This is a genomic window from Aeromonas sp. FDAARGOS 1408 (assembly GCF_019048665.1).
GTDB lineage: Bacteria > Pseudomonadota > Gammaproteobacteria > Enterobacterales > Aeromonadaceae > Aeromonas > Aeromonas dhakensis.
Genome location: NZ_CP077394.1, coordinates 2,365,509 through 2,382,683 on the forward strand (window position 1 = coordinate 2,365,509; position 17,175 = coordinate 2,382,683).

Genomic DNA, 17,175 nt, shown 5'->3' on the forward strand with positions numbered 1-17,175 from the left:
GCAATCAGCGGATCGTCGCCATCTTCTGCACGCAGCGCTGCTCGCGCTCATCCACCCGCTTGGCAAACCAGGCGGTGGTGAGGTTGCGGGTGATCTTGGGGCTTTTCAGCTGGATGCCTGGCAGGATGGCGCGCGGCAGCCGTTTGCCCGCTTTCTGGTCTGCCAGCGTGAACACGCGATGATAGAGGTCGCTCTGGCCAAATTCGGCAGTATCGCCGAGCTTGAGGCTCTGGTGGATGGCCTGCTTGCTCATGCTGAGCTGGCCGGCGATGGCATGAACCGCGAGCTCGGTCTTGCCCGGCAGATCGGAGTCGTAGCGAATGAGATCTCCGTCCAGCGCCAGGGTCTTGCCACTCAGCCGGCTCACTGCGGCCTGGAAGGCGGCATTGCGGCTCGCATACCAGCCCGCATTGAAGTCGGCAAAGCGATAGAGGGTGTCGGGGTAGTCGGCCGGGTAGCCGAAGATGTGCTTGGTACCAAACCAGATGCCACCGCGGCGGGTGAACACCTCGTGGCGAATGGAATCCTTGACCGGATAGGGGTAGCCGCGGGTGTTGGCCTCGGCAAAGGCGACGCTCACCTGCATGGGGCCGCCGGTACGCACCGGGTTCATGTTGCCAAAGAGCTGCTTGCCCATCGGCACCTCCCCGATCATGTCTTCAAAAATCTCGCTCATCTCCCGCTCGGTACGCAACTTGTCGATGCGCTCGGCGTAGGTTTTGCCGGTGGGGGATTTGATGGAGAGCGCGGTGCGCACCACAAACTCAGGGATCAGCAGCTTGCCGGCGCGGGCGTTGATCTCCTTCCAGGCTATCTTGCCAAGGCCTGGCACCACGGGGTCGGCCTGGTAGGTGGCCTCCTGCTCGGCCACCGCCAGCACGGTACAGACGTTGTGATCGCTCACCGTCAGCCCCTGGCTGGTGAGCGCCGTCACCACGTCGTTGGCCCAGCCCGGCTTGTCCACCACGTTGCGCGGCAAGAAGGTGACGATGCGACTCTTCATGTCGGCCGGCTTTTGCGGCTGCATCGCCTTGGGAATGGGACGCCCCGCCGGGGTCACCGAGGTCGACGGCGTGGCCGGTGCAGGCGGCTCGCTGGCACAACCGGCGAGCAGCAAGGTGACGAGCAGCGGCAACCCGCGCACGACCACAGAAGGAGAGAATAGAGACATGATCATCAAGGCATCCGGTACAGAGACTGTGCCCGACCTGTATCAGGCGAGCAAATGGTCGCTCATTGTAGAGGATTGATCCACAAGGCTAAAGCCTGATGGCCGCGGCGTTCTATTGTGCCTGACAGCCCCTGCCGTCATCCCCTCGCAAACCAGGATGACAAAGGCCCATTGATAAGCTTTTATCGAGAGTGATTTACATTTAGAATGCCGCCGCCCGGACGCTCACGGTATAGACCCCATGGACAGACTGACCCTTCTCTTTGACCCCGTGCAGCGGTGGCTGATCACGCCGCTCTGGCACTGCCTCACCGGATTGCTCGATTTCAATGGGCGCCTGGGTGTCCCCTTCTTGCTGATCTCGGGCACGATCGCCTACCTGCTCTATCGCTATCGACGCCGCCAGGGAGATCCCGGCGCCCGCAGCTTTAGCAGTTTCCTCGGGGGCCGGGCCGTCTGGCGGCACCCCTCGGCTCTGCTCGACTACCAATACTATCTGGTGCGGGCGCTGCTCCATGTGGCGCTGATCCTGCCGATCCTGGCCCTGCTCCACCCCTGGCTGCTGCAGGCTGAGGATGTCCAGTCTGCCCTGACCCGGCTGTGGGGGGAGCGTCCCCGGCTGGCCGAGGCGAGCTGGCTGATGATGCTCTACGGTCTGGGCGTCTTTCTCATCAGCGATCTGGTGCATTACTGGCTGCACCGCGCCTTCCACAGTCGCTGGCTCTGGGAGTTTCACAAGGTACACCACAGCGCGACCGTCATGGTGCCGCCGACAGCGAGCCGCATCCATCTGGTGGAGAAGCTGTGCGAGATGCTGGCCAAGGGGAGCTGTCTTGCCCTCTACGCCGGCGCCTTCCACTGGCTGTGTGGCGGCACAGTGCGCCCCTACACCCTGTTCGGGGTGAGCTACCTGGTGCTGCTGTTTAACTCCCTGGCTGCCAACCTGCGCCACACCCATGTCTGGCTCTCGTTTGGCCCGCGGCTCGAACATGTCTTCAACAGCCCGGCCCAGCACCAGATCCACCACAGCCGTGATCCCCGCCACTTCAACCACAACTTCGGCACCAACCTCTCGCTCTGGGACTGGTGGTTCGGCACCCTCTATGTGACCAACAGCCAACCCGAGCCACTCTCTTTCGGGGTCGGTCCCAGGGACAACGAGCGCTACAGCCACCTGAGCGCGCTCATCCTGCGCCCCTTCCTAGTCACCGCACTCAAGCTGTGGCGCCCCCTGCCGCGCCCGCGCGGGCGTAATGCGATGGCCGATTGAGCCTGGCAGCCATAAAAAACGCCACCTTGCAGTGGCGTTTTTTATTGGCGAAGAAGCGTGCTGGTTCAGGCGCTCTGGCGCAGCGCCTCTATCTGGGCGGCGCCATTAATCACCGCCTGCAGGGAGGCGCTGACCACGTCGCGGCCGATGGCCACCCCGCAGGTGCGGGTCCCGTCGACGCTCAGCAGCACGTAGGCAGCGGCGCGGGACTCGGTACCGGCGCTCAAGGCATGCTCGGAGTAATCCAGCACGTCGATGTGCATCCCGGTCTGGCGCTGCCAGCCGTTGACCAGCGCCGTGATGGCCCCCTCCCCTTCACCACTGAGCTGCAGCGAGCCGGTCGGGGTCTGCAGCTCCAGGCGCAAACTCTCCTGGCTGTCGCGACCAAGCTGGAAGCGACCGATGCGATAGCCGTGGGCAGGCTCGAGGTAGTGGCGCTCGAACAGGGTGCGGATCTGCTCCGGGCTGATTTCGCTGCTGCTGGCTTCGGCCTCGGCCTGAACCCGGCGGCTGAAGTCAATTTGCAGCCAGCGCGGCAACTGCAGACCAAGGTCGCGCTCCAGCAGGTAGGTGACGCCCCCCTTGCCGGACTGGCTGTTGATGCGGATCACCGCCTCGTAACTGCGACCGAGATCGGCAGGATCGATGGGCAGGTAAGCCACGTCCCAGTAGTGATCCGGTTTTTCTGCCGCGAGAGACTTGCGGATGGCATCCTGGTGGCTGCCGGAAAACGCGGTGTAGACCAGCTCGCCGGCATAGGGGTGGCGCGGATGCAGGGCAATCTGGGTGCAGGCCCCCACAGTAGCGACGATGGCATCCATGTCGGAGAGGTTGAGCTCGGGATCGATCCCCTGGCTGTAGAGGTTCATGGCCATGGTGACGATGTCCATGTTGCCGGTGCGCTCGCCGTTGCCGAGCAGGGTGCCCTCGATGCGATCCGCCCCCGCCAGCACCGCCAGCTCGGCGGCAGCCACCCCACAGCCCCGATCGTTGTGGGTGTGGATGGAGATGCTCACCTCGGGCCGCGCCTTGAGGTTGCGGCAGAACCACTCCACCTGATCCGCAAACACGTTGGGGGTGCTCACCTCCACCGTGGCGGGCAGGTTCAGGATCATGGGGCGGGCAGCCGAGCGCCACTCATCGATGACGGCGTCACACACCTCGACGGCAAACTCCACCTCGGTGCTGCTGAAACTCTCCGGCGAGTACTGAAAGCTCCACTCGGTGCCCGGATTGCGGGCCGCATACTCCCGCACCCAGCGCGCCCCCTGCACCGCGATGGCCTTGACCCCGTCGCGACCTGTGTTGAACACATAGTTGCGCTGGGTCGGGTTGACCGAGTTGTAGACGTGAACGATGGCCCGCTGCGCCCCCTTGAGGGCCTCGAAGGTGCGGGCAATGAGATCTTCGCGCGCCTGCACCAGCACCTGGATGGTGACGTCGTCCGGAATCAGGTTGCGGTCAATAAGTTCGCGTACGAAGTCGAAATCGGGCTGGGAGGCGGCCGGGAAGCCCACCTCGATGTGCTTGAAGCCGATGTGCACCATCAGCGCCCACATCTGCAGCTTCTGGGCCACCGTCATGGGCTCGACCAGCGCCTGGTTGCCGTCGCGCAGATCCACGGCGCACCAGAGCGGCGCCCGCTCCAGCACCCGGCTGGGCCACTGGCGATCCGCCAGATTGATGACGGTGGCACGGCGGTATTTGCGATGATCGAAGCTCATATTCTGATTCCCTTGGCTGATAGACGAACGGCTGACTGGCGGCTGACAGAGGGACGAAGAGAGGGAAGCGGGGCGGCGCGGTAACGCTGGCCCTGACGAGTCGCGAGGCGGTAACCCCACGCCCGGTATCCTGTGGCCCTCCCGGTAAGAAGGGCCGGCCGCACAACCCGATAAGGCTGCGGGCCCGATCTGTTCACCCCTGCATCGGCAGGCGCAGACGATCTGATCCGTTGACTCCTGTGACAAGAACCCAGTATAGAGAGGCGACGCGGGTGAGAGATTGCAAAGAGTGCTGTCAAATACATCTATTGCACAATCATTGTGATGTTTTATCTGATTATTGAGTGACTATCTCCCTCAGGTTCCCTGACCAGGCATTTTCCCCTCTGCCCCGCAGCCTTCGGCCAATAAAAAACCCCGCCATCGCTGGCGGGGTTTTATCGGGTCACGAAGGAGGCGTCCCTCCTTCATCACGCGCTCTTAGCGGCTCTTCAGCTGGCTCTCGACCTTCTGGTGCAGCTCCTGCACCGAGCTCACGTTGGCGGTAGCATCGACTGTGATGGCCATGCAGGTGGCGAACGCCGCGTGCAGCGTGGTGGTGTACGCCACCTTGTGCTGCAGGGCGCCACGGCGCAGCTGCTTGGAGTCCTCGATGGCGCGGCGGCCTTCGGCGGTGTTGACGATGTAGGTGTACTCGCCATTCTTGATGCGATCCAGAATGTGCGGACGGCCCTCGTGCACCTTGTTGACCAGGCGCGGGTTGATGCTCGCCTCACCCAGGGTCACCGCAGTGCCGTGAGTAGCGTCGAGGTCATAGCCGAGCTCCAGCAGCTTGGCGGCCAGATTCACCACCCGCTCCTTGTCGCCGTGGCGCACGGAGAGCAGGGCGCGACCTTCGCGCGGCACCTGGTGACCAGCACCCAGCTGCGCCTTGGCATACGCCTCGGCAAAGCTGCTGCCCACCCCCATCACTTCACCGGTAGAGCGCATCTCCGGGCCCAGCAGCGGGTCGACACCCGGGAACTTGGCAAACGGCAGCACCACTTCCTTCACGGAGTAGTAGGGCGGGATGATCTCGCTGGTGAAGCCCTGTTCTTTCAGGCTCTGACCGGCCATGACGCGGGCGGCGATCTTGGCCAGCGGCGCACCGGTAGCCTTGGAGACGAACGGCACGGTACGGGCGGCACGGGGGTTCACCTCGATGAGGTAGATCTCGTTGTCTTTGACCGCGAACTGTACGTTCATCAGGCCCACCACGCCAAGCTCCAGCGCCAGTTTGCGCACCTGCTCGCGCATCTCGTCCTGAATGGCCTTGGACAGGGTGTAGGGCGGCAGGGAGCAGGCGGAGTCACCGGAGTGGATACCGGCCTGTTCGATGTGCTCCATGATGCCGCCGATGACCACATCCACGCCGTCGCAGATGGCATCCACGTCCACCTCGGTGGCGTCGTCCAGGAAGCGGTCCAGCAGTACCGGCGACTCGTTGGAGACGCTCACCGCCTCGGCGAAGTAGCGGCGCAGGTCCTGCTCGTCATAGACGATCTCCATGGCACGGCCACCCAGCACATAGGAGGGACGAACCACCAGCGGGTAGGTGATGCGCTCGGCGGTCAGCACCGCCTGCTCCAGGGCGGTGACGGTGCCGTTTTCCGGCTGCTTGAGGCCGAGGCGCTCAACGGCGGACTGGAAGCGCTCGCGGTCTTCCGCGCGGTCGATGGCATCGGGGCTGGTGCCAATTACCGGCACGCCGTTGGCCTCCAATGCTCGCGCAAGCTTGAGCGGAGTCTGGCCGCCGTACTGGACGATGACGCCCTTGGGCTGCTCGACCCGCACGATTTCCAGCACGTCTTCCAGGGTCACCGGCTCGAAGTAGAGGCGGTCGGAGGTGTCGTAGTCGGTGGAGACGGTTTCCGGGTTGCAGTTGACCATGATGGTCTCGTAACCGTCTTCGCGCAGGGCCAGCGCCGCGTGCACGCAGCAGTAGTCAAACTCGATGCCCTGACCAATACGGTTCGGGCCGCCACCGATGACCATGATCTTGTCGCGGTTGGTGGGGTTGGCCTCGCACTCTTCGTCATAGCTGGAGTACATGTAGGCGGTGTTGGTGGCGAACTCGGCGGCGCAGGTATCGACCCGCTTGTAGACCGGGAAGATGTTGTGGCGGGCACGCAATTTACGCACTTCACCTTCGGCCACGCCGAGGATCTTGGCCAGACGCGCATCGGCGAAGCCCTTGCGCTTGAGGCTGCGCAGGAAGTCGGCATCCAGACCCGCCATGCCGCGCTCTTTCACCTGCTCTTCCAGCTTCACCAGCTCTTCAATTTGCACCAGGAACCAGGGGTCAATCTTGGTCAGGCGGAATACGCCGTCCATGGAGAGACCGGCGCGGAAGGCGTCGGCGATGTAGAAGATGCGATCGCTGCCGGCATCCTGCAGCTCGTGGCGGATGCGGGTCAGGGCGTCAGGGGCATTGAGATCCAGCATGGGGTCGAAGCCGGTCTTGCCGGTCTCGAGGCCACGCAGGGCCTTGTGCAGGGACTCCTGGAAGTTGCGGCCGATGGCCATCACTTCACCGACGGACTTCATCTGGGTGGTCAGACGGTCGTTGGCGCCGGCGAACTTCTCGAAGTTGAAGCGCGGTACCTTGGTGACCACGTAGTCGATGGCCGGCTCGAAGGAGGCCGGAGTGCGACCGCCGGTGATGTCGTTCATCAGCTCGTCCAGGGTGTAACCGATGGCGAGCTTGGCGGCGATCTTGGCGATGGGGAAGCCGGTCGCCTTGGAGGCGAGCGCGGAGGAGCGAGAGACCCGCGGGTTCATCTCGATGATGACCATGCGGCCATCTTTGGGGTTGATGCCGAACTGGACGTTGGAGCCGCCGGTCTCGACGCCGATCTCGCGCAGCACCGCCATGGAGGCGTTGCGCATGATCTGGTACTCCTTGTCGGTCAGCGTCTGGGCTGGCGCGACCGTGATGGAGTCACCGGTGTGGATGCCCATGGGGTCGAAGTTCTCGATGGCGCAGACGATGATGCAGTTGTCGTTGCGATCCCGCACTACTTCCATCTCGTACTCTTTCCAGCCGATCAGCGACTCGTCGATGAGCAGCTCTTTGGTCGGCGACAGATCCAGACCGCGCTCGCAGATCTCGACGAACTCTTCGGTGTTGTAGGCGATGCCGCCACCGGAGCCACCCATGGTGAAGGAGGGGCGGATGATGCAGGGGAAGCCCACTTCGGCCTGCACTTTCCAGGCTTCTTCCATGTTGTGGGCGATACCGGCCCGCGGGCACTCCAGGCCGATGCTGCGCATCGCCTTGTCAAAGCGGGAGCGGTCTTCGGCCTTGTCGATGGCGTCGGCGGTGGCACCGATCATCTCGACGCCGAATTCGGCCAGCACGCCGTGCTTCTCCAGATCCAGCGCACAGTTCAGTGCGGTCTGGCCGCCCATGGTGGGCAGGATGGCGTCCGGGCGCTCTTTCTTGATGATCTCGCGCACCACTTCCCAGGTGATGGGCTCGATGTAGGTGGCGTCGGCCATCTCCGGGTCGGTCATGATGGTGGCCGGGTTGGAGTTCACCAGGATGACGCGGTAGCCCTCCTCGCGCAGGGCCTTGCACGCCTGGGCGCCGGAGTAGTCGAATTCGCAGGCCTGGCCGATGACGATGGGGCCGGCGCCGAGGATCAGGATGCTCTGAAGGTCGTTACGTTTTGGCATGGCTCTCTTTATCCTCTTAGGCGCGATACTGCTTAATCAATTCAATAAAGTGGTCGAACAGACCGGCACAGTCGTGCGGGCCCGGGCTCGCTTCGGGGTGCCCCTGGAAGCTGAAGGCCGGACGGTCGGTGCGATGGATGCCCTGCAGGGACCCATCGAACAGGGAGACGTGGGTGGCGCGCAGGCACTCCGGCAAGCTGTTCTCGTCCACCGCGAAGCCGTGGTTCTGAGCGGTGATCATGACTGTGTTGTCGTCCAGGCTCTTCACCGGGTGGTTGGCACCGTGGTGGCCAAACTTCATCTTGACGGTCTTGGCGCCAGAGGCGAGACCCAGCAGCTGGTGACCCAGGCAGATGCCAAACACCGGGGTGTTGGTATCAAGGAAGGTCTTGATGGCCTCGATGGCGTAGTCGCACGGCTCGGGGTCACCTGGGCCGTTGGAGAGGAAGATGCCATCCGGGTTCAGCGCCAGTACCTCGGCAGCCGGGGTCTTGGCCGGCACCACGGTCAGGCGGCAGCCGCGGTCCACCAGCATGCGCAGGATGTTGCGCTTGACGCCAAAGTCGTAGGCCACTACGTGGTATTTGAGCTGGTCGGCATCCGGGATGACGTGCCCCTTGCCAAGCTGCCAGCTGCCTTCGGTCCAGTTGTACGCCTCGGCGACGGTCACTTCCTTGGCCAGGTCCATCCCCTTCAGACCGGGGAAGGCGCGCGCCTGTTCGAGGGCATAGGCTTCATCGATCTGCTTGCCGGCCAGAATGCAGCCGGCCTGAGCGCCTTTCTCGCGCAGGATGCGGGTCAGTTTGCGGGTGTCGATGTCGGCGATGCCAACGATGTTGTGGGACTTGAGGTAATCGGAGAGGGATTGCTGATTGCGGAAATTGGAGGCAAGTATCGGAAGGTCCCGGATGATCAATCCCTGAGCGTGGATTTGACTGGACTCTTCATCTTCGCTGTTGGTGCCGGTGTTGCCTATATGGGGGTAAGTGAGGGTGACTATCTGACGGGAATAAGAGGGATCGGTGAGGATTTCCTGATAGCCCGTCATCGACGTATTGAAAACCACTTCACCAACGGAACATCCCTCGGCGCCTATCGACACGCCTTTGAACACAGTTCCATCTTCCAGCACTAGCAATGCAGTGTGATTCAAGACAACCTCCAGTTATTTAGCTTTAAATTCAGCAATTTACCTGGGTGTTGCGGGCTCGGTTCCGGCCTTGGACAGGACTCGAACCCGGCAGATTTCTGGCAAATTGGGCGCATTCTACTTAAAAACGATCGCATTTCAACGTCTTTTCTCATCCGAAACGCATCTAAATTCAATAAAAAAGCAACATTACCCATTATCTATGCACTTCACTGCTTTGCAACCCCCTCCCTGAAAAGAAAAGGCAAAAGTTGCTGCCAATCTAGACCAAGAGACCAGTCTTGATACAAAAACCAATTTTAAATCCTTAAAAAACAATGTAATGAAGTTTCATATAAAAAATCTCAACGCCTGCAATCAGCTTTTTTATGGAGGATGAGTGGCCCTGAAAAATGGAAAACGTTTTTCTTGGCTTGAATTTTTAGTCTGTTTTGGCGGATGTAAAAAAATGCCCTGGCAGGGGCTATTGAGGCCCATTTTCGTTACCAGTCGATGACATTCATGCAATGCAGGATCCGGTAAAACAGCAAAGAGGGGAGATTTATCTCGTTTCGTGCAAAAATCACCATGTAAGCGGCATTTATACAAAATCACCAATAAAAAACCCCGCATGAGCGGGGTCTTAAGCAGACGACGGGCCGGGCAGCCCTTCGTGCACACCACGGGTGCCGTGATGTCAGTGGATGTGGTTACTTGAGGCCGAGCACGTCCTGCATGTCATAGAGGCCGGCGCCCTGCCCCTTGAGCCACTTGCCGGCGCGCACCGCACCGTTGGCGAAGGTGAGGCGGCTGGAGGCCTTGTGGCTGATCTCCACCCGCTCGCCGATGTCGGCAAACATGACGGTGTGCTCCCCCACCAGATCGCCGGCGCGAATGGTGGCAAAGCCGATGGTGTTGCGATCCCGCTCGCCGGTGATCCCCTCGCGGCCGTAGACTGCGCACTCTTTCAAGTCACGTCCCAGCGTCTTGGCCACCACCTCCCCCATGGAAAGCGCGGTGCCGGACGGTGCATCCACCTTGTGTCTGTGATGCCCCTCGATGATCTCGATGTCGGTGTAATCCCCCATCACCTTGGCGGCCTGCTCCAGCAGCTTGAACACCAGGTTGACGCCCACCGAGTAGTTGGAGGCGAAGACGATGCCGATCTCGCCGGCGGCGGCCTGGAGCGCCGCCTTGCCCGCGTCGTCAAAGCCGGTGGTGCCGATCACCATCTGCTTGTGATGGGCCCGGGCGAAGGCCAGGTTGGCCAAGGTCACCTCGGGGCGGGTGAAGTCGATGATGAGATCAAACTCGTCCCGTACCTTGTCCAGGCTGTCGCTGATGATGACGCCGAGCCGACCCAGCCCGTTGAGTTCGCCGGCATCCAGCCCGATCACGGCGGAGCCCGGTCGCTCCAGCGCCGCCCCGACCACCACGCCCTCGGCATGGCTGATCGCCTCCAGCAGCACCTTGCCCATACGACCATTACAGCCCATCACGGCCACACGGATCGGATTGTCCATCTCCACCCTCTCATCTCTATTAAGGAAAGAGACCGTTTTACCAGCCTGCGCCCGCTTTGAAAAGCCCGCCGTGGCCGTCGTCGGCCACCCGAAAAATCAACAGCATATTTACTAAAATCCGAATATTTCACGGATTTAATCAATTCAACAAAATCACAAGACAAAAAGCAGCATCCATCTGGACGTCTATCTTGACCGGGCGGGCGCGACTCACTACTGTAGGCACCCCATAGCGGCAGGATGCCCGCCACCCTCACCCCACTGCGGGCTGGCTGAGACAAGGAGGTCATGTACAACCATCGAGGAACACATGATCCAGACTCAACCCAGCGCCAGAGCCCTGCTGCCTCTGCTGGTCTTTCTTGCTCTCTTTATCGGTACCGGCACCTGGCTGACCCTGCAGGGGGTCGAGTTCGCCTTCTATCAGCTGCCCGCCCCCGTCGCCGCCCTCCCCGCCGCCATGCTGGCGCTGGTGCTGGGCAAGGAGGGGTTCAACAAGAACCTCGAGACCTTCTTCAAGGGGGTTGGTGACAGCAATATCATGGCGATGTGCCTCATCTATCTGCTGGCGGGCGCCTTCGCCACCGTAGCCAAGGCCACCGGCGGGGTGGATGCCACGGTCGCACTCGGCCTCTCCCTCATCCCCGGCTGGTTCCTGCTGCCTGGACTGTTCCTCATCTCCGCCTTCATCGCCACCGCCATGGGCACCTCCATGGGGACCATAGGCGCCGTGGCACCGGTGGCGCTGGGTGTGGCCCAGGCCGCCGGCATCGATCCTGTGCTGATGGCGGGTACCATCCTCTCCGGCGCCATGTTTGGCGACAACCTCTCCATCATCTCCGACACCACCATTGCGGCCACCCGCAGCCAGGGCTGCGAGATGAAGGACAAGTTTCGCGAGAACTTCAAGATTGCCGCCCCGGCCGCCATCGGGGTGATCCTGCTCTATCTGACCCTGGGGTCGGTCGGGGATGCCCCCGCCACCGAGGCCCATATCGAGCTGCTCAAGGTGATGCCCTACCTGCTGATCCTGGTGCTGGCCCTCTCTGGCATGAACGTCTTCATGGTGCTGGGGCTCGGCATTGTGGCCGCTGGCGGGGTCGGTCTGCTGGGGGATTACCCCCTCGGCCAGTTCAGCAAGGACATCTATCAGGGCTTCACCGGCATGCAGGAGATCTTCCTGCTCTCCATGCTGATCGGCGGCCTCGGCGCCCTGATGGAACGCCAGGGGGGACTGGCCTGGATCAGCACCCGCATCAGCGCCCTCATCGCCCGCTTCACCCGTCAGCACGACGGCGAGCAGAACGAGAAGGCGGCCGAGCTCGGCATCGCCGGGGTGGTGGGCCTCACCAACCTCTGCACCGCCAACAACACGGTGGCCATTATCGTCGCCAGCAAGGTGGCCAAGGATCTGGCGGATCACCACGGGGTCACCCCGCGCCGCGCCGCCTCCATGCTCGACATCTTCTCCTGCGTGGTGCAGGGGCTCATCCCCTGGGGCGCCCAGGCGCTGCTGCTGGGCTCCATCTTCGCCCTCTCGCCGCTGGCGGTGGTGAGCATGAGCTTCTACCCCATGGCGCTGGCGCTGGCCGCCCTGGTGGCGGTGTTCGTCAAGCACCAGATGCGCAAAACCGCCCACGCCTGATAGTGCGGCCGCCGGGTCCCACCCGGCGGCCGAGCCGCGCTGTTCAACCCGGCGCGGCCTTGTTAAGGTGATCGCCTGCCAGTGCGATCCACGTATCGCCCCGTCGCCCGTTCATCAGAGGAGCCCCCATGCCGGATACCCAGCCTGAAAGACAATCCCTGCGCCAGCTCATCCGTCAGCGCAGAAAGAGCCTGACCCAGGCCGAGCAGCAGCAGGCGGCCCAGCAGCTGGTTGCCCAGTTCAAGCAGCATCCCGAGATCCTGGCGGCCAAACGTATCGCCCTCTATCTGGCCAACGACGGCGAGCTCAACCCCCTGCCCGCCATCCACTGGCTGTGGGCCCAGCAAAAAGAGGTCTATCTGCCGGTGTTGCACCCCTTCACCCCGGGCCACCTGCTCTTCTTGCGCTACACCGCTACCAGTCCCATGACCCGCAACCGTTACGGCATCGCCGAACCTGAGCTCGACATGCAGCAGGTGGTGCCCCACAGCACCCTCGATCTGATTTGCACGCCGCTGGTGGCGTTCGACGCGGCAGGCAACCGGCTCGGCATGGGCGGTGGCTACTACGATCGCACCCTCGCCTGCTGGCACGAACACAGGCTCGGTCCCAAGCCGCTGGGGATTGCCCACGACTGCCAGCAGGTAGACGCGGTGCCGCAGGAGGAGTGGGACGTACCGCTGCCCCAGATCATCACCCCCAGCCGCTGCTGGCACTTTCCCGACTGAGGCCAGAAGCTGCCTTGCCGCACTGATCGGCTCTTGCTGACACAGCCATGGTGCAATGACATGGCGCAATAAACAGGCAAACGATTTACATCTTGCGGGTTTTTGGCCCGGAACGTGAGCTGGGTGGTCGCTCTGGGGTGGCGCCTTGGATATAATGCGGCCGCTTTTTTCCAAAGGATCGATCATGACTCAAGATGAAATGAAGAAGGCGGCCGGTTGGGCTGCGCTCAAGTATGTGGTTCCCGGCACCATCGTCGGGGTAGGCACCGGCTCTACCGTCAACCACTTCATCGATGCACTGGCGACCATGAAGGACGAGATCAAGGGAGCGGTATCCAGCTCCGTGGCCTCCACCGAACGCCTCAAGGGCTTCGGCATCCCTGTGTATGACCTCAACGAGATCGACGCCCTCTCCGTCTACGTGGACGGTGCCGACGAGATCAACGGCACCCGCGACATGATCAAGGGCGGCGGCGCGGCCCTGACCCGCGAGAAGATCGTCGCCGCCGTGGCCGACAAGTTCATCTGCATCATCGACAACACCAAGACGGTCGACGTGCTCGGCACCTTCCCGCTGCCGGTGGAAGTGATCCCCATGGCCCGCGAATACGTGGCCCGCGAGATCAAGAAGCTCGGCGGCAACCCGGTCTGGCGTGAAGGGGTGGTCACCGACAACGGCAACCACATCCTGGACGTGAAAGGCATGGCCATCACCGATGCCAAGGGGCTGGAAGTGCAGCTCAATGCCATCGTCGGCACCGTCACCAACGGCCTGTTCGCCCACCGCGGGGCAGACGTGGTGGTGATAGGTACTCCCGACGGGGTCATCACCCAATAAGGTTGTCTGCCAAAACGCAGCTCAACGGCATCATGGTAGGCACCGTCACCAACGGTCTGTTTGCCCACCGCGGGGCTGACGTGGTGGTGATCGGCACCCCGGACGGCGTGATCATCAGCTGACCTCCGATGGACAGGATCAGGTCACCCATGATCCCTTCGCAATGCAAGACGGCGCCCCATGGCGCCGTTTTTATTTGTTGCTCAATGAGTTGCAAACCCTCGTTTACAACTATCGTTGAAAACTTCAAAGAATTTGACTTTCGTCACAAATATTCCCTCTCCCCAACGTTTTTGCTACTTTACGGTTTTCTTCACACACCATATCTGCACTCACTTTTGCAAACATAGAGGGATCGTCATGACCGCCAAGTTTTCACTGGACAAGGATAAAATCAAGGTGCTGCTGCTGGAGGGGGTTCACCCCAACACAGTGGAAACCTTTCGTGCCGCAGGTTACACCAGTGTGGAGTATCTGAAGACCTCTCTCTCCGAAGAAGAGCTGATCGAGCGTATTCGTGACGTGCATTTCGTGGGGCTGCGCTCGCGCACCCAGATCACCGAGAAGGTGCTGGATGCCGCCAACAAGCTGGTGGCCATCGGCTGTTTCTGCATCGGCACCAACCAGGTCTCCCTGGATGCCGCCCACCTGCGTGGCATCCCGGTGTTCAACGCCCCCTTCTCCAACACCCGCTCGGTGGCCGAACTGGTGCTGGGGGAGATCCTGCTGCTGCTGCGCGGCATCCCGGAGAAGAACGCCAAGTGCCATCGCGGTGTGTGGGAAAAGCTGGCCAACCGTTCAGTGGAAGCCCGTGGCAAGAAGCTCGGCATCATCGGCTACGGCCACATCGGCACCCAGCTTGGCATCATCGCCGAGAGCATCGGCATGAAGGTCTACTACTACGACATCGAGAACAAGCTCTCCTTGGGCAACGCCATCCAGGTGCCAAGCATGGTCGAGCTGCTCAACATGTCCGACGTCATCAGCCTGCACGTGCCTGAGACCGCCTCCACCAAGGATCTCATCGGTGCCGAGCAACTGCGCATGATGAAACCGGGCGCCATCTTCATCAACGCCTCCCGCGGCACAGTGGTGGACATCGATGCCCTGGCCGACGTCATCAAGAGCGGCCACCTCGCCGGCGCCGCCATCGACGTCTTCCCGGTCGAGCCAAAGTCCAACGACGAGGAGTTCCTCACCCCGCTGCGCGGGCTGGACAACGTGATCCTGACCCCGCACATCGGCGGCTCCACCCAGGAGGCCCAGGAGAACATCGGGCTGGAAGTGGCCAACAAGCTGGTCAAATACTCCGACAACGGCTCTACCCTCTCCGCTGTCAACTTCCCGGAAGTCTCCCTGCCGGGTCACAAGGGCTCCAGCCGCCTGCTGCACATTCACCGCAACCAGCCCGGCGTGATGAACCAGATCAACCAGATCTTCGCCGACGAGGGGATCAACATCGCCGGCCAATACCTGCAGACCAGCAGCCATATCGGCTACGTGGTGATCGACGTGGAGACCGAACACAGCGAGAAGGCGCTGGCCAAGCTCAAGGAGATCGGTGGCACCATCCGTGCCCGTATCCTGCACTGATCAGCCTCACAGCCGTCCAGCAAAAAGCCCGTCGCAACGACGGGCTTTTTTATGATGCAATACTCAACACAGATCTGCGTCGTTGCGCCTTGCCCTCTTCTCCCCTCGCGGGAGAAGGGTTGGGGATGAGGGGGAGATGAAACCACCCTGATCCGGCCCTCTTGCAAAGAGAGCAGGAAAAAACGCGACAGAAAATGAGGCCCGGCTTACCACCAACCCAGCAGGTTGCGGCCTACCAGGGCGCCCCACACCAGGGCGTTCAGGGCCAGCGCGATGAAGACGGCGGCGGAGCCCAGATCCTTGGCGCGACCGGAGAGCTCGTGATGTTCGGAGCCGATGCGATCCACCACCGCCTCGACCGCGGAGTTGAGCACCTCGACGATCACCACCAGCCAGCTGATGCAGATGAGCAGCAGGATCTGATCGAGGGAGTCACCGATCCAGAACGCCAGCGGCATCAGCAGCAGGATCAGCATCAGCTCCTGCCGGAAGGCGGCCTCGTTGATCCAGGCTGACTTGAGCCCCTTCATGCTGTAACCGGTTGCATTGATGATGCGGGTGACCCCGGTTGCCCCTGGCTTTGCCACGCTATCTACCTCATTTGGAATCGTTTTGGGGCTCACATCCTATCAGAGCCCCTCGAGGTTTCCATCAGGGGTTTTTTGCTTTATTTTATCCCTTTGCCTTTTCTGGCACTCAGTCATTGCTACTGCCCACGCCACCCATTTCGAGAATCGAGTCGTATGTCCATTCACACCGATGAATTGCGCACCCGTCGCCTGGAGTCCCTGATCACTCCCAGCGAGCTGGCGCACGCCTTCCCGTTAAGCGACACCGTAGCCCAGAACCTGCTGGATGCCCGCCGCGAAGTGGAAGCGATCCTGGCCGGTGAGGATCAGCGCCTGCTGGTCATCGTCGGTCCCTGTTCCATTCACGATCCGGCCGCCGCCCACGAGTACGCCCTGCGCCTCAATGCCCTGCGCCAGCAGTATAAAGAGAGCCTGTGCATCGTGATGCGCACCTATTTCGAGAAGCCGCGCACCATCGTCGGCTGGAAAGGCCTCATCAATGATCCGCGCCTCGATGGCAGTTTCGACGTCAACGAAGGGCTGAAACTGGCCCGCAAGCTGCTGGTGGACATCAACGCCCTCGGCATGCCCACCGCCACCGAGTTCCTCGACATGGTGACCGGCCAGTACATCAGCGACCTCATCACCTGGGGTGCCATCGGCGCACGCACCACAGAATCCCAGGTGCACCGCGAGATGGCCTCCGCCCTCTCCTGCCCGGTCGGCTTCAAGAACGGCACCGACGGCAACACCCGCATCGCCATCGATGCGGTGCGCGCCGCCCGTCACAGCCACATCTTCTACTCCCCGGACAAGGACGGCAAGATGACCATCTACCGCACCGCCGGCAACCCCTATGGCCACGTGATCCTGCGCGGCGGCCACAGACCCAACTACGACACCGCCAGCATCGATGAAGCGTGTGAAGCGCTGGCCGACGTCGGCCTGCCCGAGCGGCTGGTGGTGGATTTCAGCCACGGCAACAGCATGAAGGATCACCGTCGCCAGCTGCTGGTGGCGCAGGACATCTGCGATCAGTTGCGCCGCGGTCGCACCGGCATCGCCGGCATCATGGCCGAGAGTTTCCTGGTGGAAGGACGGCAGGATGTGGAGAACGGCTGCGCCGCCACCTTCGGCCAGAGCATCACCGATGCCTGCCTCTCCTGGAGCGACACCGAAACCCTGCTGGCCATGCTGGCCGAGGCCGCCCAGGTGCGCCTGCACAAGCTGGGCTGAACAGCCAACAAGCAAAGGGGCCAGTATGTTCG

At 62.0% G+C, this 17,175-nt stretch carries 12 protein-coding genes; 6 read left to right on the forward strand and 6 right to left on the reverse strand.

The window, feature by feature from the left end; genetic code table 11:
• Positions 1-4: 4 nt before the first annotated feature.
• Positions 5-1,177: a DUF1615 domain-containing protein gene (locus tag I6L38_RS10800; RefSeq protein ID WP_275065776.1), complete on the reverse strand. Its 1,173-nt coding sequence runs from the start codon at positions 1,175-1,177 to the stop codon at positions 5-7.
• A gap of 235 nt (positions 1,178-1,412) precedes the next feature.
• On the opposite strand from I6L38_RS10800, the gene I6L38_RS10805 reads away from it, so the two are divergent.
• The gene (locus tag I6L38_RS10805) at positions 1,413-2,441 is read left to right on the forward strand and encodes a sterol desaturase family protein (protein ID WP_201889329.1); all 1,029 of its coding nucleotides are present in this window, start codon (positions 1,413-1,415) and stop codon (positions 2,439-2,441) included.
• A gap of 65 nt (positions 2,442-2,506) precedes the next feature.
• Here the strand turns inward: I6L38_RS10805 and leuA are convergent, their stop codons facing one another.
• The 4 genes from leuA to dapB all read right to left on the reverse strand — a co-directional run bounded on the left by leuA (position 2,507) and on the right by dapB (position 10,534).
• Positions 2,507-4,165, reverse strand: a complete 1,659-nt coding sequence (gene leuA, locus I6L38_RS10810; RefSeq protein WP_201889330.1) for a 2-isopropylmalate synthase — start codon at positions 4,163-4,165, stop codon at positions 2,507-2,509.
• Positions 4,166-4,645: 480 nt separating this feature from the next.
• Positions 4,646-7,882 (reverse strand): carbamoyl-phosphate synthase large subunit, encoded by a 3,237-nt coding sequence (carB, locus tag I6L38_RS10815; RefSeq protein ID WP_201882342.1) that lies wholly within the window; start codon positions 7,880-7,882, stop codon positions 4,646-4,648.
• A gap of 16 nt (positions 7,883-7,898) precedes the next feature.
• Positions 7,899-9,035: a glutamine-hydrolyzing carbamoyl-phosphate synthase small subunit gene (gene carA / locus I6L38_RS10820; protein WP_201882348.1), complete on the reverse strand. Its 1,137-nt coding sequence runs from the start codon at positions 9,033-9,035 to the stop codon at positions 7,899-7,901.
• 686 nt (positions 9,036-9,721) lie between these two features.
• Positions 9,722-10,534, reverse strand: a complete 813-nt coding sequence (dapB, locus tag I6L38_RS10825) for a 4-hydroxy-tetrahydrodipicolinate reductase (RefSeq protein ID WP_017785951.1) — start codon at positions 10,532-10,534, stop codon at positions 9,722-9,724.
• Positions 10,535-10,844: 310 nt separating this feature from the next.
• Between dapB and I6L38_RS10830 the strand changes: the two genes are divergently transcribed.
• The 4 genes from I6L38_RS10830 (at position 10,845) to serA (ending at position 15,338) form a co-directional block, all read left to right on the forward strand.
• On the forward strand, positions 10,845-12,179 hold the full coding sequence (locus I6L38_RS10830) for a Na+/H+ antiporter NhaC family protein (protein ID WP_216989550.1): 1,335 nt from the start codon (positions 10,845-10,847) through the stop codon (positions 12,177-12,179).
• Positions 12,180-12,307: 128 nt separating this feature from the next.
• The gene (locus tag I6L38_RS10835; RefSeq protein ID WP_005302612.1) at positions 12,308-12,907 is read left to right on the forward strand and encodes a 5-formyltetrahydrofolate cyclo-ligase; all 600 of its coding nucleotides are present in this window, start codon (positions 12,308-12,310) and stop codon (positions 12,905-12,907) included.
• Between the two features lie 184 nt (positions 12,908-13,091).
• Positions 13,092-13,745, forward strand: coding sequence for a ribose-5-phosphate isomerase RpiA (gene rpiA / locus I6L38_RS10840; protein WP_017766696.1), 654 nt, complete (start codon positions 13,092-13,094; stop codon positions 13,743-13,745).
• 360 nt (positions 13,746-14,105) lie between these two features.
• On the forward strand, positions 14,106-15,338 hold the full coding sequence (gene serA, locus I6L38_RS10845; RefSeq protein WP_005302616.1) for a phosphoglycerate dehydrogenase: 1,233 nt from the start codon (positions 14,106-14,108) through the stop codon (positions 15,336-15,338).
• A 206-nt stretch (positions 15,339-15,544) separates the two neighbouring features.
• Here the strand turns inward: serA and I6L38_RS10850 are convergent, their stop codons facing one another.
• Positions 15,545-15,925 carry a diacylglycerol kinase gene (locus I6L38_RS10850; RefSeq protein WP_010633544.1) on the reverse strand — a complete coding sequence of 127 codons (381 nt, stop codon included), beginning with the start codon at positions 15,923-15,925 and terminating at the stop codon, positions 15,545-15,547.
• 156 nt (positions 15,926-16,081) lie between these two features.
• Here I6L38_RS10850 and I6L38_RS10855 point away from each other — a divergent pair, with 156 nt between their 5' ends.
• Positions 16,082-17,143 (forward strand): 3-deoxy-7-phosphoheptulonate synthase, encoded by a 1,062-nt coding sequence (locus tag I6L38_RS10855; protein ID WP_005302620.1) that lies wholly within the window; start codon positions 16,082-16,084, stop codon positions 17,141-17,143.
• The last annotated feature ends 32 nt before the right edge of the window (positions 17,144-17,175 follow it).